We start from the raw sequence: 19,935 nt of genomic DNA, 5'->3' as shown, positions 1-19,935 counted from the left end.
GCTTTAACTCAACATAGTTTTGTCGGTGTCGGCAGGTTTACGTTACCGTTCTATGTTGAGTTAAGTTTATAGTTTATATAAAGAAGTGGGAGATGAGATTTAACTCTCCAATAGCTCGTTTACTTCTTCGTGCAACCAATTGGTGAACGCGGTAATACGCTCTTCTCTCGGGGAGTTAGGATCAAAGCATAGGTTGACTTGAACCCCAGGTGTCATGCCTATATCAAAGGGCTTCACTAGTAAGCCGCGTTCGATGAAGTCACCAGCTAAGCTGTCTGTTGCCAAGCAAACCCCATGTCCCGCCATGACCGTGGTTAGCCCCATATCAAAGGTACCGACTTCCATCCACTGAATGGTGCTGCTTTGAGTCGATATGTTTGCTTGCCTAAACCATTCATCCCACGGGAAACAACCGCTATCAAACTGAATCAGCCAACATTTGAGGAGTTGTTCAGGTGATGTTAAGTTCAAAGAGTTTGCGAGTTTAGGGGAACAAAAAGGGTAAACCGGTTCGTTGATTAGCATCTCAAGAATCAAGCCTTCTTCAACGCATAGATCTTCACCTTGTCGAATAGCCACATCAATTTCGCCATGTTTTAAATTTGGTGTATCACACCCTGTTAGTATCTTAATTGGGATCTCTGGGTGCTTTACCGAGAACTTCCACAGCCTAGGCAGTAACCAACGAGAAGCAAAAGAGGGGGGACTTCTAACAACAAGTAGCCCTTGAATAGGTTCTGATTGGATCTTGTTTAACCCCAGCAGAATATCTTGAAATCCATCAGAGACATGTCTAAAAAGTGTGTGCCCTTCATGCGTCAAAGTCATTGCACGCCCCTTACGAATAAAGAGCTTACATCCAACCTGTTCTTCTAACTGTCGAATCTTCTGGCTGACGGCTGCTTGAGTGACGAACAGCTCTTCAGCAGCTTTGCTGTAATTGTTCAAGCGAGCCGCAACTTCAAAGTAACGGAGACCTGAAAGGTGACGCAGTCTATTGTCCATAATCTCAGCTTATAGTTCTTGTTAATAATGGTTGTTCGATTATCGAACAGGTTGTTTTCATAATAACGACAGAACGATGGCAAATACAAGAGAGTAATTATGGAAGCATTAATCCGTTGGACAAGATTTTATGGGACTAAGTTGTTTAAAAATAATAAGATCAAAGGAGGTAAGGCTAAGGCGAAACAGAATAAGGTTTTATGTGCAGAACAGCTGAGTCGTAGGATGAAAGAAGATATAGGGTTAGAGTAATAGAATAACGATGCTTCTGATTATACTAAATGTTTATAATCATGACTTATGTATCCATTAGCGTGAAGGCTAGTTTCGCTGGTTCTATCTCGGCCACAATATTCATTTGTACTCGCTTAATCCAGCCTGACTTTACCCATTAATCATCGAGTACTTATAAAAATCCATTCCTACTAAACTAAATGCTTAGTTTTCAATTTACGTTGTCTTATTTTTGAGACTTTAACTCTGATTTATATAAAAACAAGCGTCATAATGTTTTTTTCCTTTCTTTGTCTAATGGATATAAAACAGACAGTTATTTTTTGGATTAATAAATGAAAATTTAATTACTATGTTTTATTAGAACCTTTAATTTTATATAAGCAATTGAATTAAATTAAATTAAACAAAAAACAGTTTGAATCCACCTCCGTATTAATAGTGTTGAAATTGATTAATTGAATGCTGCTTGAATAACTCATTTATCAATTCTATATCTGTAATGTTGAGTCTTTCTATATCTCCTAGGATTCTATTGGGCTAGATAGGATGAATAGAAAGACGAAAGGGTGGGGGCTGTATGAAATTTATTTCAAGAGGTTCAGAACGTAACCGCTATCGAAGCGGTCTAAAATCCAAAATAAAAGGTATCGCTATTATCGAATTTACGATTGTGGTGAGCCTGTTTTTTGCGCTTTTTTTAACGGTTGTTGACCTTGGTATTTATGGGTTCGTTAAACTGACCATGCAACACTCGGCAAGGGAGGGGGCAAGATATGCCATTACAGGTCGTTCTGACTTGGATCCTGACTCATCGAGTGATCGCGAAGCGGCTATCTTGGAAAAAATCTCTCAATCGTCGAGCGGTTTACTCGATAAAGTGATGGATGTTCAGAATATACGTGTTGAAGATGTCTATGGTAATGCAATCACCGGCTTTGGCGGTTCTGGAGACATTATTTCTATTCATCTTGATTGTGAGTGGCCATCTGTAAATCCCTATATGTATGTTTTGCTCGATGATGGAAAATTCAAATTTACCGTCAGCGCAGCGATGAAAAACGAAGCTTTTTAGGGAGGGACTGGATGTTTCCTTTTAAATTGAAAAAAGCCGCTCAGAAAGGTTTTGCAGCAATCGAAATGACGTTGATAGCGCCTTTATTTATGCTACTGATCGTGGCGGCTGTCGACATAACACATCTCATTCAAGCTAACCACGTTATTATCAGTATCAGTCGAGAAGGTGGAAACATTATCTCGCGAAGTAACACTGATACCCCACAAGAAGTCATGGACATCATAGCGACAACATCAGGCACTTTGGATTTAACGCAAGACGGCGTTATTTACATTACTGAGTTGGTCGGTCAAGAAGATGCTTCTCCATACATTAAAAGTCAGTATCGATGGAACCAGCACGGGTTAAGTAAAAACAGTGCTATTTGGGCGAGCTGCAGCAATTGGGCCAATGATGGAGAGTGCTCGGATGTGGATGCTGATGATCCTCCTGTTGTTAACAACTTAGCTGTTGCACTTGATGATGGAGAGATTGTGTACAGCGTTGAAGTCTTTTACGCCTACTCGCCTATTTTTAGTCGAGTGTTTGATGATGAATACATTCTGAGCGACACAACATATATGTAAGGGAGGTCGATATGGATAAGGGAACCCCAATCAAATATCGTTACAGTCGTGGGTTAGTGGCTTTGATGTCAATTATTGCGCTGCCTTTTATACTCTTAGTTGTTGGTCTTTCTGTTGATGCTGGTCGAGCTTATATTGTTAAGTCGAAATTATTTGCCGCGGTCGATGCAGCCAGCATTGCGGCTGCAAGGGCGGTCGCTAATGGCGAAGATGCTGGACGGGCAGCTGCTCAAAAATATTTTGCAGCTAATATCCCCGCAGACTTCTATTCAGCCACTCCTAGCTTAGGCGCAGTCAATTTCTCTAATGATTCGTTTGGTAATATCTCTATCGATATCTCAGCAACAGCGCAAGTGCCCACTGTCTTTTTGCCATTGATAGGGCTAGACACGTTTAACCCTGGTGTATCCGCACAGTCGATCCGCCGCCCTGTAGATTTAGTGTTAGTGATTGATAACACAACATCTTTGAGGTTAGGGAGTATCGGCGACGTGACTCAAGATGTCATCGATAGGTCTAAGTCATTCGTTGAGAATTTTCATGAAGGTTTTGATCGTATCTCGTTGGTGAAATTTGCGTTTGGGTCAGAGGTACCTGTTGGGTTCACATCGACTCGAGGACACAGTCGAAGCACTATCAAATCTGAAATTGATAGCTTTAACTTTGGTAGTACCTCGAACGCACAATATACCAATGCATCGGAAGGGATGTATCGAGCTCTGAATGAACTGAGAACGGTGACTGATCCGGCAAATTTGAAAGTGATCGTGTTCTTTACCGATGGAGCACCAAACACCTTTGCAACCACGTTTGATTTTGAGGACGGGAATTCACATACGGGCGCTATTCGATCAAGCGATGGTTCCAGTGGTACGCCGAGAGGGCTTTGGAGGCATGACTCGATAGCCACCACTTTATCTGGTGGCTATGAGGGAAATGATATTGATGACCATATCAGTGAGATGCCCCAGTACTACACGACTCATGATTCAAGCGCCACCGAGTTCAACATTCTAAATCCGTCTCATGCGTTGCGTCCAGTCGCGCAATATGATCCAGATAGTCATTCAGCGAATGATTTGTATACCCGTGTAAATCGGGTTGCGCGTAATCTCGTCGAAGATATTGCGGAAAAAGCCAGAACGGAAGATATTTATGTATTTACGTTAGGGTTAGGTTCATCTCTAACATCAGCGACAGGACCTGATAGCGAGTTTGGTGAAGACTTATTGCTACGGATGGCGAATTCTAGTGCGCTATTAGATGATCCTGATCTTAGTGCGGATTATGACCCTGCTCAGCTTGAAGGAGTGTATTGTCATGCCATCGATGAAGAGGCGCTAGGTCCTTGTTTTGATGAGATGTTAGACGTAATTATCAGGTTAACCTTGTAATAGTTGTCTGCGGGTCGGTTTACTTGCAATAAGGCTGTCAGTAGAAAAACGGTCAATAGGAAGAAAGGCCAACAGAAAGTGGGTCATATAAAAAGAGGGAGCTCTCAAGCTCCCTCTTAGTGCTAGTTTCAGTTTAGTAGCACTCTTTATTCAGTGTTAGGTGGAAGTCATGGTTATTCTTCCCAAACCACCAATTTATCTTTCGGCCAGTTATGACCAACTTCATGGTATTTCTGCTCAAGGATATGTCGCTTGATTTTGAGAGTCGGGGTTAACACGCCATTCTCAATGCTCCATGGTTCCTTAATCATCAATACACCTTTGATCTTCTCATGTGAACCGAGCTGCTCGTTCATTTTCTCGATAACGCGCTTTGTCGTTTTCTCATAGCGAGCTCTATCGAAATTAGGGAAGTCATGCGGTACCACAAGTAGGATTGGGCCTGGTAGGCCAAGCCCTATCAAACACATCATTTCTACGCGGCTGTACTCAAACAGTTTGTTTTCGATTGGTACAGGGGCAACAAACTTACCTTTAGCTGTTTTAAAGGTATCTTTCTTACGCCCACGAATCGTTAGGTAACCTTCACTATCGATATCACCGATATCACCGGTATGAAGCCAACCATCCGAGTTAAAAGACTCTTGGGTTGCAATATCATTCTTGTAGTAACCAGAGAATAAGCCTTTGCCTCGAACTAGAATCTCTTCATCTTCAGCTATTTTGAGTTCGATCCCTGGACCTGCATTACCAACCGTACCAATTTTATCGGCTCTGAATGGGTAGTTGAGCGTGCTGTAGGCGAAAGACTCTGTCATGCCCCATGCCTCGGTAATGTGCAGGCCAACACTCTCATACCATGCGAGTAGAGCGGGTGATACAGGTGCAGAACCACAGCCGAGAACACGAGCTTGGTCTAACCCTAAACCATCAGCAAGCTTCTTCTTAATGATGTTGTTGATAAACGGAATCTTCAATAAGAAGTTCAGTTTCTTCTGTGGCAATTTGTCTTGGATTCGCTGCTGGAACAGAGTCCATAAGCGAGGAACTGAAATAAACAGTGTAGGGCGATGCATTTTCACATCATCAATAAAGGTGTCTAAAGATTCTGGGAAAGCCGTAACCACGCCCCCCATTACTGAAGAACCAAAGATGTAAACGCGTTCTGTAATATGAGCAAGCGGTAGGTAAGAAAATAGGCGATCGCCAGGTTGGATCCCAATATGGTCAATCAACCTTTGAACAGACCAAGTAAACGCACCGTACGTGAGCATTGCGCCTTTTGGTAACCCTGATGTACCCGATGTATAAACAAGTGACATAAGCTTATCGTCGTGATGCTGAGGGCGTTTGGTTGATCGTTCATGTGTATCAATGAGCTGTTCGAAAGTGTGTTGGCACTTCGCTGCACTGTCGTATGGTAGTGAAATACTCACTAAGCTCGGATTGTCATCAAGTACTTTTTGAGTGGCTTTAGGATCGTCAAGCTTACCCGCAATCACAATTTTACTTTCACTGTGTTCAATACAGTACTGAATGGTTTCTGCACCCGCTGTAGGAAAGATTGGGACGCTGACAAAATCTCCTAACATCATGGCAAGATCGCAGATGAACCATTCTGCACAGTTTTTCGATACGAGAGCGACTCGATCGCCAGGTTGGGCTCCGAGTCCTTCTAATGCTGACGCCAATTTCAGTGCTTTGTCTGCTACTTCTTTATAAGTAAATTCGACAAATTGGCGATTAATAATCTGTTTCAAATAGACTTCATCTGGGCGTTCTTCTGCCCATTTTAAAATCATGTCATTGGGTGTAGGGAGAGCTGTTGCTTGTTCTTGGCTAAACTCGTTAGGCTGAATCATTGTCTAACTCCATGTTTTTCGCTAAGTTATTTTTGGTTATTTTTGTTAAGATCATGTTAAATGTACCATGATTTTTTCTTTTAGGGAGTAAAATTAGCGTTTTCTGTTATCTGTGCAGGCACGTCTATAGCTTGCAGGGGTTACGCCCGTCCTTTTCTTAAAAATTCTTGAAAAATACGACACATCCTTGTAGCCACATTGATAAGAAATTACAGCTATTTTTGATTCGGTATCGGCTTCGATTAACTTCTTGGCTAACAGGATTCGTTTATCGCACACAAAGTCTCTAAAGCTTACTCCAAAGTGTAGATGAAACTTCTTAGAAAAGTAGGTTGCTGAGCAGTGACATTTTTCAGCTATGTCTGTTTCTCTTATTTCCTTGCTAATGTTATCCATAACAAAGTTAACAACTTCAGAAGTAAACTGTTTTGTCGGTTCTTGGTTATTGTTATTCATGTCTCGATCGAGGTCGAAATGTGCTTCAAAGATGTGTTGGGTTTTATGCTTTAGTTCTTCGAATGAACTGGTCAGATGATGACTGCTTGTTTCAATTACGAAGAATACATTCTTATGATTTCGAACGTTATTAGGTATCTGACCTGTACAAATAATAACAATTCTCTTGTTCAAGTTTTCACAAATAGATAGTGCCATTTTAAGTAGTTGAAGTTCATCCGTTTTATTCAATATAAAAAATACTAACCTTACATCTAAGTGGCTGATTATAGATATGTCCTGTTTATGGTTTTTTATGAGAAAGTAACGACTTATTTTATTGATGATGATTGAATTAAAGTCGCTATCTATATCTGACAGTAAAGGTGTAATTATATTCATAGTTATTAAACCGGTATCATACTTAAATAAGCAGTAAGAGAAGTATGGATGAATGTGTTTATTTAAATAGATTAGAAGTGCGACAAAAAAGTGCAAGTAAATGGCAAGAAAATCCTAACCGAATATATGGTTCGGCTCTAGATTTAGTTTACAGGTAAATAAAACCTGATACGTAAATCAAGGAGAGATTCTTATGAGTAACTTATTGAAAAACATTAAAGAATTCATGAATGATGAAGAAGGTCTGACGGTCATAGAATATGTGATCGGTGCTGCTATGCTCGTTTTAGGATTGACAACTATATTTAGTGGAATAGGTAGTGCGTTATCAACGAAACTAAGCGCGATTGTTGGTGCGATTAGTACGACGACAGCCCCATAGAAACTATGAATATTAAGAGAATAAAAAAGCAGAAAGGACTAACCATTGTCGAATACATTATCGGTGCGGCTTTGCTTGTTTTTCTCGCTTGGGCAATATTCTCTGGTATAGCTGTATCCTTGTTCAGTAAATTTCAATTAATTGTGTCAGGTATATGAATGAATGATAAGTGAATCTCTAGTTTTTTGGGTGCTATTGGTTGTGGTATCAGTATTTGATGTGAAAGAAAATCGAATACCGAATAAGGTTCTGATTTTATTTGTATTGTTGTACTTTATTATTGCGATTAATAGTGGATTAACTTGGGGTTCACTTGGCACTTCTTTGGTTGGGGCGGCTGTTTTTTTCTCTTCGGGACTTATCTTATATTTCTTGAGAGCAATGTCTGCTGGCGATGTGAAATTTTTGGGTGTGATAGGGCTATATGTTGGATGGGGTAACCTACTCGATATTACTTATTATATTATCATTTCCGCGGGAATAATTGCTGTGTTTTACTTACTTTATAACCGTGCGAACAGCGAGTCTCTAACGGTAAAAGGTTATTTTGAAGAGAAACTAATGTTAGTTAGTGGAATGTCAACCAGCACAAAAACTGTGTCAACGGTTCATTCTAGGTATTCAAATAAGGTGACGATGCCTTTCGCACCTTCAGTTGTTATAGGCTTAGCGATGTATAGCTATTTTACGTAATTTAAATTGAAATTCGATGTGTTGGAGAGAACATATGGATATTAGAGGGATACCGTCCCCGAGTAATTTAAAGCCTCAAATATCAGCTCCTTTGATTCCGACTTCCATTGAATCGCTTGGTATACCTGAAGTTGTGATTGAAAACTTATTACTTAAACACTTATCCGCTTACCCTAAGTCTGATGTGTTGGAGCTTTCTAACCATTTGTGTGTGGTTACCCATATTGTTGAGAATGGACTTGCGGTACTTAGAAAGAAATCATTCATTGAAGTCTTTCAACCAACTTCAGCTTTATCTTTAGACTCCTCTTCACACAGTCATGTTCGCTACTCCTTATCAGAAAAGGGCATAGAAGAAGCAGATCTCGCTTTTACTCGAGATGCTTATTTAGGCCCGGTTCCCGTTTCACTTGCTCAATACAGTGACATTGTAAAACAACAAGACTTGCGAGCGGAATTGGTGACCAGACCACATGTTGAAGCGGCTCTTAGTGATGTTTACGGCGTAGACAAAATGATCTCCGTGCTAGGCCCGGCAATTAACTCGGGACGAGCTCTGCTTTTGTATGGGCATGCCGGTACAGGTAAAACATTTGTTGCGACACGCATAGTTAATGCATTACACACTTCAGTTTTTATCCCTTATGCAGTCTATGCCTTCGGTAACATTATTAAGGTTTTCTCTACGCAACACCATAAACCGCTTGATCGCAACGGCAGTGAAACATTGGTTTCTCTTAAGGATCAGTACGACAAGCGTTGGCTCAATTGTGAGAGACCGAATATTCAGGTGGGCGGAGAGCTAACCATGGATATGCTTGAAGTTAATCATTCAGAGAACAGCCGAGTGTGGTTGGCACCGTTACAAATGATGGCGAATAACGGAATTCTGGTGATTGATGACCTCGGGCGTCAGCCAATGCCAGTCGATAACCTGCTCAATCGATGGATTGTTCCAATGGAATATTACTTCGATCATCTTTCGTTGCCGAATGGTCAGCAAGTGACAATGCCATTTGTGTTGACCCTCGCTTTCTCTACTAACTTAAATCCGGAGAAGATCAGTGATCCGGCATTTTTGCGTCGCTTGGGTTATAAAATCGAATTCAAGCCTCTTAATCTGCGTGACTATGAATCCTTGTGGATGAATGTTGTGGCAGAGAAAGAGCTAGAACTTCAAAGCGGCTTCTTTGAGCGCTTATCTCAAATGCACACGCTTTACAAAGTGCCTCTTTTCCCTTGCTTACCTAAAGATCTCGCTGGTATTAGCAAAGATATCCTTTCATTTGAGCAGCTCCCGCCCGTTATTACTTTCGATATTCTTTCCATGGCATGGGAAGTCTACTTTATCTCTGATGGACACGAGGAAGAAAATAATGAATAAGAGTCAGGTATTCCTATTGTTTTTACTGTCCGTAGTATTCGGCTTAGCGGCTGTATTTTTTGCTAAGCAATGGATGGACAACCAAGTTCAACCGACGATAGAAGTCGAAGAAGTTGAACGTCACCCGGTTGTAGTGGCCTCTCAAGAAATTGAAGCTGGAACCATAATTGAAGAGCAGTATTTAACGACGAAGTTGATGGAAGTTGATTGGATCAATGAAAACAACTATTCGGATAAATCTGAGCTGATTGGTCAGGTTGTCGCTAATACCATTTATGCCGGAGAGGTGCTTCACAAGCTGCGTTTCACCGTTCCTGGTGAAGGCTCCACACTTGCGGCTTTGATTCCTGAAAATAAACGAGCGGTAACAATTCGAGTCGATGACGTTATCGGTGTAGCTGGGTTTCTATTACCCGGGAACAAGGTCGATATTCTCAATACCGTTTCCTACGGTAAAAACTCTGCGGCCACTCGAACTGTGTTGAAAGACATTAAAGTGCTCGCGGTAGACCAGACCGCCAGAACCAAAGAAAACAGCCCCATTATTGTTCGTGCGGTAACACTTGAGGTGACCCCCAAAGATGCAGAAAAGCTTCTGACGGCTAAGAGCAAAGGCAGTATTCAGCTTACCTTAAGAAATCCTCATGAAGTTGAGAAGAAAGTCGTTCGTCGATACGTGCCTAGACCAAGCGTGACCATTATCAAGGGTACGGAAACATCCAGTGTGCGCGTCAAGGATTGAGGTGAGATATGAGAATAATATTAGCGTGTGTTTTGAGCCTGCTTTGTTTTTCGAACGTAAGTTTTGCTGCATTGCAAACCGGAAAAACAGTCACGGTTCCGCATCATAAATCGACGCATGTCGTGTTATCAGGTAAAGCGAGCAAGGTTTCACTTGGCGACCCTGATGTTTTGGACATCGTGATTTTGAAATCTAACGAAGTGTTTTTGATTGGTAACAAGTTAGGTGCAACCAACTTGATGGCTTGGGATTCTCGAGGCCAGTTGATTGAGTCTATTAATATCGAGGTGACTCATGATCTTAATAGCCTGAAATCCAAGCTGTATGAGTTTCTTCCTGACGAGACTATCGAGGTACATAGCGCTCAGAATCGCTTGCTGTTGAGTGGGCAAATCAGTAATCAACAGAAGATGAATGTCGCTATGAGAATTGCTGAAACCTACGCCGCAGGGCAGGCTGCAGATGATTCTAAAGAGAGTGGTAGTGAGCAAGCTGCTGCAACTGGTGTTATCAACTTAATGTCTATCGGTGGCGCCCAACAGGTGATGTTAGAGGTAACTGTCGCCGAGGTTCAGCGGAGTTTAGTGAGAAAGTTCGATGCTAATTTCCACTTCTTCCAAACCAGTGGTTCCAACTTTTCGTGGGGAGCTTCATCTGTTCCTGCTGGTGTACTGGGTGCAACACCAATCTTCGATATTCCTACCTCAACTGATTACGGGATTCTAGGGTCTTTCATCGATAGTAATACCTTATTTACCTTTGCATTGGATGTCGCCAAGCAAAATGGTGTCGCGAAGGTATTAGCAGAGCCGAATTTAACTGCATTGAGTGGCTCTAAGGCCGAGTTTCTCGCGGGTGGTGAATTTCCAATTCCAGTTCCGGATGATGATGGGATTACCATTGAATACAAAGAATACGGGGTAGGGCTGAAATTTATACCGACCGTACTCAGTGATAAAAAGATCAACCTGAACTTAGCGGTTGATGTAAGTGAAATTGCGAACAGCAGTTCATTGACTATCGACCCCGGCTCGACCAACGCGACTTACTTTATTCCACCAATTACACGTCGAAGCGCCTCTTCTACGCTTGAGCTTGCAGATGGACAAACCATCGGTATTGCAGGGCTACTGAGCGAGAACGTGCGTGATATCAGCAACAAAATGCCGGGTATTGGTGATGTGCCGATCCTAGGCCAGCTTTTCAATAGTCAAGAATACGTATCGGGAGAAACAGAGCTTGTCATTCTTGTTACTCCTCGACTCGCTAAACCAGTGGACAGAAGTCAAGTCACACTACCAACTGATGCCTTTGTTGACCCTAATGACCTGGAATATTACTTGTTAGGTAAAAGCGCTTACATTGCTGAGCCTTCTGACTCTGAAGACAAGAATAATTCAAGTTCCGCTAAAGACATTGCGCCAACTGATGGTGGTAGCGAAGGTTCATTTGGTCATGATTTATAAGGAGATAGATATGATTAGAACAATGATGGTCTTTCTCGCACTGGTATTAGTCGGTTGTGCGAATGACGCGCCTTTGGGGCAGTCGGTTGCTAAGCTGAAAATGGAGCAAACGTACAACCCGAATGCAACTCAAGAGAACTTGCAGGTTTTACCTGATGGTACCGGGGAGCGCATGCAGGCTGGTTACGACAGTTACGTGGGTAAAGGCGATGAAGATCTTTCAGAGAGCAATAGTCAGGTCTTACAGAGCTTTAATTAGTTTGGAGGTACTTTATGTTGTATCAAGTATCAAGAAAACCTAAAAAACAGGGCGGATTGGTTGTCATATTTGTGACTATAGCGTTGCTTGTCTTCCTTGCTGTGTCAGCGTTAGCCGTGGATATCAACCATATGCTAGTGAATAAAACGCGCTTACAGAATGCGGTTGACTCAGCGGCGTTAGCGGCAGCGACTATTTTGGATAACAGTAAAGATCAAACCGCGGTATCTGCAGAAGTTACATCAACATTGAATGCTATGGCGGGGGCTTCTGGTAATCATGAATTTGATTTCTCAACTGCAGTGGTTAGCGTTGAATACTCTAACGACCCTCAAAGCTTTGCGGGGACCCCTACGTTTGGTGCTGATGATGATGTATATGTTCGAGTTAATGTCAGCTCATTAGATATGGATGAATTCTTTATTCAGATGTTTGGTTTAGCAAAAAGCGTATCGGCAACAGCGGTTGCAGGACCAAGCTCAGGACTGCAAGTTGTGAATAATATTGTACCCATTGGAGTGTGTACTGGTGACGGGACTTCAGATAACGATATTAACGAAGATGGTTATGATGATGCTACCGGTGAGGCAATTACCAATGTCTTTGGTTATGAGGTAGGTACAGTTCATGCTCTAAAAGTGGGCGATAAAAAACTGTCTCAAATGGGAAATGGTAATTATCACCTACTGGACTTTGGATCTGGAGGTAGCACGGTAAAAGAAGCCTTGGCTGGTTACTATGATTACTCTGTCGCTATTGGCGATAGTGTTACTACCAAGCCTGGGGGAACGGTTGGGCCTACAGCTGATGGTTTAAATACTCGTTTTGGTGATTATGGTGGCGGCTTATCAAGTTCAGATTACCCATCTGATTATGTAACGACTGAGCCCAGTTCTGAAATTAAGATAGACAGTAAAACGGGTGATATTGATTTTGATGGCTCTTATACCTATTCCCAATATGAGGCTGACACCAACGCATGTATAGCAAGTATGGGCTCTGGTTGTGTGTCTGGTGGTACAGCATGGCGACGTATTCTTCCTATTCCTATGGTCGATTGCTCAGGTAAAAGTGGTGGAGTAACCAGTTTTACCGTTCAGAAAATAGGGTGCTTCTTCTTATTACAAAAGGCGCCAACTAACAATTCCGGTACTCCTGCAGTATTTGGTGAATTCATACATTCTTGTAGTGTTGCTGGCGGTTCTGGTGGGGCTGAGTCATCAACTGAAGGTCCTTACAAAATTGTTTTGTATAAAGACCCAGATGGAGGAGGCTCTTAGTTATGGATAACAACTTTAAAAAACAACAGGGCCTCGCTGCAATTGAAATGTTGATTGCGACACCAGTATTACTGTTTTTCTTGGTGTTGGTTCTTGAACTGGGAAACATCCTAATTCACTACAATGTCATCTCAAAATCGGTTCAAAACGGAGCTCGTTATGCTGTAAGTGAGGTGTATGGAACAAAGGGTGGGACATTAGCTCCTACTGCGGAAATTCAAAATATTGTGGTTTACGGTAAGAACACTGTAGGTACGGCGATACTTTCTAGCCTTGCAACTTCTGATGTAGTTGTCACTCCTCCTTCAGCAGACAGTTATGTGAGAGTAACGGTTAATTACGACTATGTTCCTCACTTTTTATCGATTCCATTTTCATCTGAAAGCTTATCTGTTCCCTTAAGTGTGTCGTCTGTTATGAGGGTTTTCTGATGAAACCAATCAACAAGCACAACGGCTTAGCCATTATCGAGTTTACGATAGTTTCTTGGTTGGTTTTCTTGCTGATTTTTCTGATTTTGGCTTTGGGGGCTTATGTATTCTCACTCCAGATTGTTAACGAGGCGACGAGAAAAGCGGCAAGGCTAGCGACCGTTTGTTACGTCTTAGACCGCGATAACATTGCGGGGATTGTTGTAGAAGACATTCCACTACTGGGGTTTAGCGATAGCAACTTGGAGGTGGCGTATTTGGATGCTGCTGGCACTGAAATTACCTCTGATTTCGAAACCAATTTTAGTGCGATTAAGTTTGTACGAGCAAGAGCGACAGGCTATGGCATTCAGCTGATCAGCAACCTCAGCTTTTTAGGGACAAATGGGTTTCTTGCGGCACCTGCGTTTGAGACGATTTTACCCGCTGAGAATTTAGGTGTAATCAAAGCCAATACAAATACTAGGACAAGATGTCCGGAACAAATACAGGGTGGGTAATATGGGCGAAGCAATTGATATTTTACCGAATGAAGACGATGCGATTCGCCTTAAAACCAACTTGAATGTATGGCTTATCTATAGCAATGAAAACTTTCATGCTCATATGAGGCAGCAATTGAAACGTTGTCGAAATGTTCATATCGACTCTTTTTCATTATTAGGCATGACCGAAGAATATGTGAGAAGCATAGATACTCCCGACCTTATCTTTGTCGAAGCGAGTGGTGGTTGGGCTCAGAAAATGGTCGATCTGCAAAGCTATAATCTGCAATTGGAAGAGCATGATTTATCTTTGGTTGTATTCGGTGATGAGAATGACAATGGATCATTAAAAATAGCGCTAAGACTGGGTGCTTCTGATTTCCTATCTCATGACATTTCTATTTCTGGTCTCTTACCGTTACTCAAGAAAACCGCAGCGGAAAAAATTGAAAACTCTAGCTACGGGGAGGTGTTCCTGTTTATTAACACCAAAGGTGGAATGGGGGCGACAACCTTAGCGCTAAACACGGCCGTTGAAATAGCAAGTTACCATCCGAATGAGGTGCTTTTACTTGATATAGACCTTCAATTTGGAGTTATTCCTGAATATTTGAATATCACCCCAGCCTACAGTATTTCGGATGCTATCGACAGCTCAAATGATTTGGATGAGATGTCTTTGAATAGCTTAGTTAACAAGCACTCATCGGGGTTACACGTTTTAAGCTTCAAACATGAAAATAACGCGGATGATTATGAACATGCCCAAAAGATTGGGAGGTTATTACCCGTATTACGTCGCTTCTATCGTTACATTGTTATCGATTTCTCTCGAGGGTTAGATCATATTTTCGCATCAGCTATCTCCCCTGCGACTAAGGTGTTACTCGTTGCTCAACAAACCTTAGTGTCGGTCAAAAACAGTAACCGTTTAGTCAGAACTCTGAAATTTGAGTACGGGTTACAACAAGACGCAATCGAGATCATCGTGAATCGTTATGAGAAACGACAAACCATTAAGTTATCAGACATAGAACAAACCGTTGGGAAGCATGATATCCATTTAATGCCTAACGATTTTAAGGTCGCATTGGAGAGTGCCAATTTAGGTCAACCATTGGTTGAGTCAAAAAAGAAGAGTTCGATTACACGCTCGATCATCGATTTGTCTCATATCCTTTCTCCTCCAGAGCAAGAAGAGAAGAGTTGGCTCAAAAAGATATTTTCATAGGTTGTTTGTTCTAAGCATAGATGAGGGATCGTTATGTTCTTTAAACGAAAAAATATAAATCCGGAGTTTGAAAAAAAAGTAGAACAGTTTTCGCAACAAGAAAGCGAGAACATTGCTGCCTTTCCTCAAGGAGCCGTTAGTGATTCTGTTGTTCTTAAAGGGCTAGATGCCAACGAAGAACAAGAAAAATCGGTTAATGAAGCAAAAAAAGTCTTAGAACAAGAGCTTTCAATTAAGCACTATTTTCATAAACAGCTCTTAGAGACACTTGACCTTGGTCTGCTTTCAAGCCTTGATAAAGAGCGCGCTAAAGTTGACCTTCATGAAGCGATTGTTCAGCTAATGGCAGACGATCAAAGCCATGCTCTGAGTGCGGAAGGCCGGAAAAGAGTGATCAAACAAATCGAAGATGAAGTGTTTGGTTTGGGGCCTTTAGAGCCATTGCTAGCCGATAAAACCGTATCTGATATTTTGGTTAATGGGCCTAAAAATGTGTTCGTTGAGCGAGGTGGTAAGTTAGAAAAGACCCCTTATACGTTTTTGGATGACCGACATCTTAGAAACATCATTGACCGTATTGTTAGCCAAGTGGGACGTCGAATTGATGAAGCCTCTCCTATGGTGGATGCACGATTGGCCGATGGCTCTCGGGTAAATGCAATTATCCCACCTCTTGCCTTAGATGGCCCATCGGTATCCATACGACGCTTTGCGGTAGACAGCCTAACTATGGACAACTTGCTGGAATATAAGTCAGCCTCTCCGCAAATGGCGAAATTTGTCGAAGCGGCCGTTAAAGGTGAGCTCAATATATTAATTTCAGGCGGTACGGGGTCAGGGAAAACCACGACGCTTAATATCTTTTCTGGTTTCATCCCACGAGATCAACGAATCATCACAATAGAAGATTCCGCAGAGCTTCAACTCCAGCAACCCCACGTTATTCGTCTTGAAACTCGTCCGGCAAACCTTGAAGGAAAAGGTGAGATAAGTCAGCGAGAGCTAGTGAAAAACACGTTACGTATGCGACCTGACCGTATCGTTGTCGGGGAGGTGCGTGGTAGTGAAGCGGTCGATATGTTGGCTGCGATGAATACCGGGCATGACGGTTCCCTTGCAACCATTCACGCCAACACCCCTCGTGATGCACTAAGCCGTGTAGAGAACATGTTTTCGATGGCGGGCTGGAACATTTCTACCAAAAATCTCAGAGCGCAGATTGCTTCTGCTATCCATCTAGTAGTTCAGATGGAAAGGCAAGAAGATGGTAAGCGTCGTATGGTTAGTATCCAAGAGATCAATGGTATGGAAGGAGAGGTCATCACTATGTCTGAGATCTTCCACTTTCAGCGTCAAGGCATCGATGAGCATGGCAATATTTTAGGTTATTACACCGCAACCGGTGTAGTGCCTCAGTCTCATGACCAATTGGTTAAGCGTGGTCTTGATCTGCCTTTTGAGCTCTTTACTGAATCACATAGCTGAGGAACGGATTATGGATAACGTAACTGTCTCGCTGGTCCTATTGTTTGTTGCGGTGTTGTTTATTTCGCAAGCCTTGTTATTGCCAGCAGCCGGGAAAAAAGCCAAACACAAAGAGTTATCTCGCCGTCTAAAAGAGACACAAAGAAATATTGATGAAGAGAGCTTGTCGCTCTTAAAAGAGCACTACAACAAAGAGCTATCACCGCTCGACCGAAAATTAATTGTGATTCCTTTCTTTGCCGACCTAAAACGTATGCTGGAATTAGCGGGTCTCCACCTTACGTTAAGTCGCTTTTTGTTCATCGTATTTTTGTGCGGAACCTTATTGGCTTTAATGGCTTTAGTGTTTAATCAAGTGTGGTTCATTTGTGTAGCCGCTTTCGTCTTCGCTTGGGTTGTCGCTTATCTGTTTGTCCAAAATAGAGTGACATACAGGATGGCTCGATTCGAAGAGCAGCTGCCAGAGGCTCTGGATATTATTCGAAGAGCCTTACAAGCGGGGCAGCCATTGGTTCAGTCTTTCAATGAGGTGGGTGAAGAGATGCCTGAGCCGATCGGTGTTGAGTTTAAGAACACCTATAACCTGCTTAATTATGGCTACGACTTGAGGCTCGCGATCATGCAAATGACAGAGCGAGCACCGACCGTTTCGATGTTGGCTTTCTCAAGTGCCGTCATGTTGCAGAAAGAGACAGGGGGGAACCTCTCTGAGAATCTGCAAAAAGTATCTGAGGTATTAAGAGCCCGCTTTAAACTCGAAAGAAAGATCAAAACCCTCTCAGCTGAGAGTCGCCTTTCTGCTTGGATACTGACCCTTTCTCCGTTTGCCCTGTTTTTCGGTCTTAAATTCGTAAACCCTGAATACATTGAGCCTTTGTACAGTGACCCTAGAGGAATATCGATGGTCAGTATTGGAGTGATCTTGTTGGCGATTGGGGCATTGTGGATAAGAAAAATAATAAATATCGAGATATAAATTATGGAATTCTTTGATTTAGAAGTATGGAAACAAGCACTCTCTGAGTTCGGGATCAGCAGTCAAACCTTACTCTACGGGATGATTTTGCTGACCACGATGTTACTTACCCTCACTCTTGGTTTTCTTTTTGTTGGCGCTCGTTCACCGTTGGATAAAAAGTTAAAACAGATTTCTGGAGGTAGCCAAACGGGCAGCCGGAAGTCTTATGATTTTACGAATACCTTGGAGTCGTTAACGCCATTTATTGGGCGAGGGAACAAAAAGGACAACGAAAGCTATTCAGAAAAGCTCATGCACGCTGGATACCATGAAAAAAGTGCGCTTTCAGTCTTTTATTCCATCAAAGTGCTTTCCGCTCTTATCGGGTTTGTCTGTGCGTTCGTGGTGTTTTATCTGGCGATTGGTGACAGTTATAACAACTTATTGATTGTGACTTGTATCTTTGTCGGCACGTTTTTACCCAACTTTGTATTGAGTAAAATGCAAAAAGAGAGACAGAGAAAAATTAGAAATGGGGTACCTGACGCGCTCGACCTTTTGGTGGTTTGTACTGAATCAGGCCTTGGCTTTAATGCGGCGCTGGGACGAGTTGCTAATGAGTTATACATCTCACAGCCCGAACTTGCCGATGAGCTGGATACGGTTTTTGCCAAAATTCAGGCGGGTGTCACGATGCCAGATGCTTTGAGTCAACTTGTCGAACGGACTGGCCTTCATGAATTAGACGGGCTCGTCTCTTTGCTCTCACATGCCTCCAGAATGGGGGGGAGCTTAGCGCAAACGTTACGAGACTATACCGAAGATTTTCGAGATAAGCGCCAACAAGCTGCGGAAGAGATTGCAGCAAAAATACCAACTAAAATGTTGTTTCCTATGTTGTTATTTATTTGGCCGTGTTTTTTTATTGTTGCCCTAGGACCTGGGATGATGATTGTTATGGACGCATTAAGTGCGCCAGGAGTTGGTTTATGATGCTAATGAACAGAATGGTTTTACTTTTGCTGCCGCTATTAGTTTTAGGGTGTGCTTCTTCTGATGAGCCAACCAATCAGTTTGATGCTGAGTTGTATTCGGGGAAGCCCATTGACACCTTAACCAGTGACGATCCTCCGGTTAGTGAAAAAGAAGCGATCATGCGTGGTGATGTGGCGCTGAGAGATAACAATATCGATCTAGCGCTTTATGAGTACATCCGATCTCTGTCTTTCCCTGATCAAGAGTTTCACGATAAAACGCTGTTTACGATTGGCCGAATTCACTCATCGAGAGGCAACTACGCGCTCGCTGAAAAAGCCTATCTGGCGGCACTAGATTTTAATCCGGCGCATACTGAAGTGTTGGAGCAACTTGGGGTTCTATATACCAAGCAGCGCCGCACCGATGAAGGACGAAGTTATTTTTTTAAAGCGATTAATGCCGATCAAGTTCGCTTGAAAAGCAGTGAAACGACTAAAAATTACCAAGCGTTAAGCCAAAGTGAAGTTGCTGGCTTGAAGGTGGATAGCATGTCGCCAGCACTCGCTTATATGGGAATTGGGGTATTGGAGGATGTTGAAGGTAAGCATCAAATAGCTCAAGAGTATTTTAAAAAGTCGCTCACTATCGATAAAACCTCAGTAAAAGCCTTGTTGAACATGGGCTACTCCCATTACATGTATGGCAACTACAAAGAAGCGTATCAATACACTCGTTCGGCGTTAGAGATTGAGCCTAACAATGAGAAAGCTCAGAATAACCTTGCCCTTATTTACTTAGCTTCCGGCGATGTGAAAAAGGCGATCAACGTTTTTATGCGTCATATGGATGCTCCCGAAGCGTTGAATAATGTCGGGTATTTTTTAATTCTCCAAGGTCGACCTGATGAAGCGATTCCTTATCTTCAACAAGCGATCGATAAAAAGCCGTCTTACTACAAAATTGCTAATGAGAACCTAAATAGAGCGTTGGCAGAGGTAAGGGAAATGAAAGCCAGCACCCCGATATAACGCCCTATCAAGTTAAGTCATTCTAAATAAGATAGCCCCTGATGAGTTTCCTGATCAGGGGCTATTATTTGTAACTCAGTTTAGTATCTAAAGTTGGGTATCTAAGGTAAGCGTCTTTAAATCGACACATTCAATCATCGAAACGAACGTCGTAACC

At 42.3% G+C, this 19,935-nt stretch carries 20 protein-coding genes and 1 pseudogene; 18 read left to right on the top strand and 3 right to left on the bottom strand.

The features are described from left to right. Positions 1-99: 99 nt before the first annotated feature. Entirely contained in the window at positions 100-1,005 is a 906-nt protein-coding gene (locus ACED46_RS06870; RefSeq protein ID WP_371721144.1) for a LysR substrate-binding domain-containing protein, read from the bottom strand. Positions 1,006-1,104: 99 nt separating this feature from the next. Here ACED46_RS06870 and ACED46_RS06865 point away from each other — a divergent pair, with 99 nt between their 5' ends. The 4 genes from ACED46_RS06865 (at position 1,105) to ACED46_RS06850 (ending at position 4,277) form a co-directional block, all read left to right on the top strand. Further along, on the top strand, positions 1,105-1,257 hold the full coding sequence (locus ACED46_RS06865; protein ID WP_017063293.1) for a hypothetical protein: 153 nt from the start codon (positions 1,105-1,107) through the stop codon (positions 1,255-1,257). A 562-nt stretch (positions 1,258-1,819) separates the two neighbouring features. Beyond that, positions 1,820-2,314 carry a TadE family protein gene (locus ACED46_RS06860; RefSeq protein WP_371721143.1) on the top strand — a complete coding sequence of 165 codons (495 nt, stop codon included), beginning with the start codon at positions 1,820-1,822 and terminating at the stop codon, positions 2,312-2,314. An 11-nt stretch (positions 2,315-2,325) separates the two neighbouring features. After that, positions 2,326-2,883: a TadE/TadG family type IV pilus assembly protein gene (locus ACED46_RS06855; RefSeq protein WP_371721142.1), complete on the top strand. Its 558-nt coding sequence runs from the start codon at positions 2,326-2,328 to the stop codon at positions 2,881-2,883. An 11-nt stretch (positions 2,884-2,894) separates the two neighbouring features. Further along, positions 2,895-4,277, top strand: a complete 1,383-nt coding sequence (locus ACED46_RS06850; RefSeq protein ID WP_371721141.1) for a VWA domain-containing protein — start codon at positions 2,895-2,897, stop codon at positions 4,275-4,277. A gap of 173 nt (positions 4,278-4,450) precedes the next feature. Here the strand turns inward: ACED46_RS06850 and ACED46_RS06845 are convergent, their stop codons facing one another. Then, the gene (locus ACED46_RS06845; RefSeq protein ID WP_371721140.1) at positions 4,451-6,139 is read right to left on the bottom strand and encodes an AMP-binding protein; all 1,689 of its coding nucleotides are present in this window, start codon (positions 6,137-6,139) and stop codon (positions 4,451-4,453) included. A 93-nt stretch (positions 6,140-6,232) separates the two neighbouring features. Next, entirely contained in the window at positions 6,233-6,976 is a 744-nt protein-coding gene (locus ACED46_RS06840; protein WP_017070369.1) for an AraC family transcriptional regulator, read from the bottom strand. 193 nt (positions 6,977-7,169) lie between these two features. On the opposite strand from ACED46_RS06840, the gene ACED46_RS06835 reads away from it, so the two are divergent. The 14 genes and pseudogenes from ACED46_RS06835 (at position 7,170) to ACED46_RS06770 (ending at position 19,778) form a co-directional block, all read left to right on the top strand. Continuing rightward, positions 7,170-7,358: a Flp family type IVb pilin gene (locus ACED46_RS06835; protein ID WP_017063299.1), complete on the top strand. Its 189-nt coding sequence runs from the start codon at positions 7,170-7,172 to the stop codon at positions 7,356-7,358. A 162-nt stretch (positions 7,359-7,520) separates the two neighbouring features. Then, positions 7,521-8,051 carry a prepilin peptidase gene (locus ACED46_RS06830; RefSeq protein ID WP_017063301.1) on the top strand — a complete coding sequence of 177 codons (531 nt, stop codon included), beginning with the start codon at positions 7,521-7,523 and terminating at the stop codon, positions 8,049-8,051. A gap of 34 nt (positions 8,052-8,085) precedes the next feature. Further along, positions 8,086-9,435 (top strand): AAA family ATPase, encoded by a 1,350-nt coding sequence (locus ACED46_RS06825; protein WP_371721139.1) that lies wholly within the window; start codon positions 8,086-8,088, stop codon positions 9,433-9,435. Continuing rightward, a complete protein-coding gene (gene cpaB / locus ACED46_RS06820; RefSeq protein ID WP_017063303.1) occupies positions 9,428-10,177 on the top strand; it encodes a Flp pilus assembly protein CpaB in 750 nt (249 codons plus the stop codon). Before ACED46_RS06825 ends, cpaB begins: the two co-directional genes overlap by 8 nt. Positions 10,178-10,185: 8 nt before the next feature. Beyond that, positions 10,186-11,643 (top strand): type II and III secretion system protein family protein, encoded by a 1,458-nt coding sequence (locus ACED46_RS06815; RefSeq protein WP_029235122.1) that lies wholly within the window; start codon positions 10,186-10,188, stop codon positions 11,641-11,643. Then, a complete protein-coding gene (locus ACED46_RS06810; RefSeq protein WP_017063305.1) occupies positions 11,633-11,902 on the top strand; it encodes a hypothetical protein in 270 nt (89 codons plus the stop codon). Before ACED46_RS06815 ends, ACED46_RS06810 begins: the two co-directional genes overlap by 11 nt. A 14-nt stretch (positions 11,903-11,916) precedes the next feature. Then, on the top strand, positions 11,917-13,182 hold the full coding sequence (locus ACED46_RS06805) for a Tad domain-containing protein (protein ID WP_017070364.1): 1,266 nt from the start codon (positions 11,917-11,919) through the stop codon (positions 13,180-13,182). Positions 13,183-13,184: 2 nt separating this feature from the next. Next, the gene (locus tag ACED46_RS06800) at positions 13,185-13,613 is read left to right on the top strand and encodes a TadE/TadG family type IV pilus assembly protein (RefSeq protein WP_017063307.1); all 429 of its coding nucleotides are present in this window, start codon (positions 13,185-13,187) and stop codon (positions 13,611-13,613) included. Next, a complete protein-coding gene (locus ACED46_RS06795; RefSeq protein WP_371721138.1) occupies positions 13,613-14,113 on the top strand; it encodes a TadE/TadG family type IV pilus assembly protein in 501 nt (166 codons plus the stop codon). Before ACED46_RS06800 ends, ACED46_RS06795 begins: the two co-directional genes overlap by 1 nt. A 1-nt stretch (position 14,114) precedes the next feature. Next, positions 14,115-15,329: an AAA family ATPase gene (locus tag ACED46_RS06790; RefSeq protein ID WP_371721137.1), complete on the top strand. Its 1,215-nt coding sequence runs from the start codon at positions 14,115-14,117 to the stop codon at positions 15,327-15,329. A gap of 174 nt (positions 15,330-15,503) precedes the next feature. Further along, a pseudogene (locus ACED46_RS06785) lies at positions 15,504-16,814 on the top strand (CpaF family protein); the annotation flags it as partial. Positions 16,815-16,824: 10 nt separating this feature from the next. Then, complete coding sequence (locus ACED46_RS06780) at positions 16,825-17,790, top strand: type II secretion system F family protein (RefSeq protein ID WP_017063311.1); 966 nt, start codon at positions 16,825-16,827, stop codon at positions 17,788-17,790. Between the two features lie 3 nt (positions 17,791-17,793). Then, entirely contained in the window at positions 17,794-18,765 is a 972-nt protein-coding gene (locus tag ACED46_RS06775) for a type II secretion system F family protein (RefSeq protein WP_017063312.1), read from the top strand. Further along, positions 18,762-19,778, top strand: coding sequence for a tetratricopeptide repeat protein (locus ACED46_RS06770; protein ID WP_371721136.1), 1,017 nt, complete (start codon positions 18,762-18,764; stop codon positions 19,776-19,778). Before ACED46_RS06775 ends, ACED46_RS06770 begins: the two co-directional genes overlap by 4 nt. Positions 19,779-19,935 lie beyond the last annotated feature (157 nt).

The organism is Vibrio sp. 1S139 (assembly GCF_041439475.1).
Taxonomy (GTDB): Bacteria; Pseudomonadota; Gammaproteobacteria; order Enterobacterales; family Vibrionaceae; genus Vibrio; species Vibrio crassostreae_C.
The sequence above is the reverse complement of the archived record's forward strand: the minus strand, read 5'-3'. Positions and strand labels throughout refer to the sequence as shown.

Coding starts and splice junctions, on each gene's coding strand:
- ACED46_RS06830 (WP_017063301.1), top strand. CDS start 7,521: ATGATAAGTGAATCTCTAGTTTTTTGGGTGCTATTGGTTGTGGTATCA.
- ACED46_RS06850 (WP_371721141.1), top strand. CDS start 2,895: ATGGATAAGGGAACCCCAATCAAATATCGTTACAGTCGTGGGTTAGTG.
- ACED46_RS06825 (WP_371721139.1), top strand. CDS start 8,086: ATGGATATTAGAGGGATACCGTCCCCGAGTAATTTAAAGCCTCAAATA.
- cpaB (WP_017063303.1), top strand. CDS start 9,428: ATGAATAAGAGTCAGGTATTCCTATTGTTTTTACTGTCCGTAGTATTC.
- ACED46_RS06800 (WP_017063307.1), top strand. CDS start 13,185: ATGGATAACAACTTTAAAAAACAACAGGGCCTCGCTGCAATTGAAATG.
- ACED46_RS06855 (WP_371721142.1), top strand. CDS start 2,326: ATGTTTCCTTTTAAATTGAAAAAAGCCGCTCAGAAAGGTTTTGCAGCA.
- ACED46_RS06790 (WP_371721137.1), top strand. CDS start 14,115: ATGGGCGAAGCAATTGATATTTTACCGAATGAAGACGATGCGATTCGC.
- ACED46_RS06795 (WP_371721138.1), top strand. CDS start 13,613: ATGAAACCAATCAACAAGCACAACGGCTTAGCCATTATCGAGTTTACG.
- ACED46_RS06805 (WP_017070364.1), top strand. CDS start 11,917: ATGTTGTATCAAGTATCAAGAAAACCTAAAAAACAGGGCGGATTGGTT.
- ACED46_RS06865 (WP_017063293.1), top strand. CDS start 1,105: ATGGAAGCATTAATCCGTTGGACAAGATTTTATGGGACTAAGTTGTTT.
- ACED46_RS06835 (WP_017063299.1), top strand. CDS start 7,170: ATGAGTAACTTATTGAAAAACATTAAAGAATTCATGAATGATGAAGAA.
- ACED46_RS06770 (WP_371721136.1), top strand. CDS start 18,762: ATGATGCTAATGAACAGAATGGTTTTACTTTTGCTGCCGCTATTAGTT.
- ACED46_RS06860 (WP_371721143.1), top strand. CDS start 1,820: ATGAAATTTATTTCAAGAGGTTCAGAACGTAACCGCTATCGAAGCGGT.
- ACED46_RS06840 (WP_017070369.1), bottom strand. CDS start 6,976: ATGAATATAATTACACCTTTACTGTCAGATATAGATAGCGACTTTAAT.
- ACED46_RS06780 (WP_017063311.1), top strand. CDS start 16,825: ATGGATAACGTAACTGTCTCGCTGGTCCTATTGTTTGTTGCGGTGTTG.
- ACED46_RS06870 (WP_371721144.1), bottom strand. CDS start 1,005: ATGGACAATAGACTGCGTCACCTTTCAGGTCTCCGTTACTTTGAAGTT.
- ACED46_RS06815 (WP_029235122.1), top strand. CDS start 10,186: ATGAGAATAATATTAGCGTGTGTTTTGAGCCTGCTTTGTTTTTCGAAC.
- ACED46_RS06845 (WP_371721140.1), bottom strand. CDS start 6,139: ATGATTCAGCCTAACGAGTTTAGCCAAGAACAAGCAACAGCTCTCCCT.
- ACED46_RS06810 (WP_017063305.1), top strand. CDS start 11,633: ATGATTTATAAGGAGATAGATATGATTAGAACAATGATGGTCTTTCTC.
- ACED46_RS06775 (WP_017063312.1), top strand. CDS start 17,794: ATGGAATTCTTTGATTTAGAAGTATGGAAACAAGCACTCTCTGAGTTC.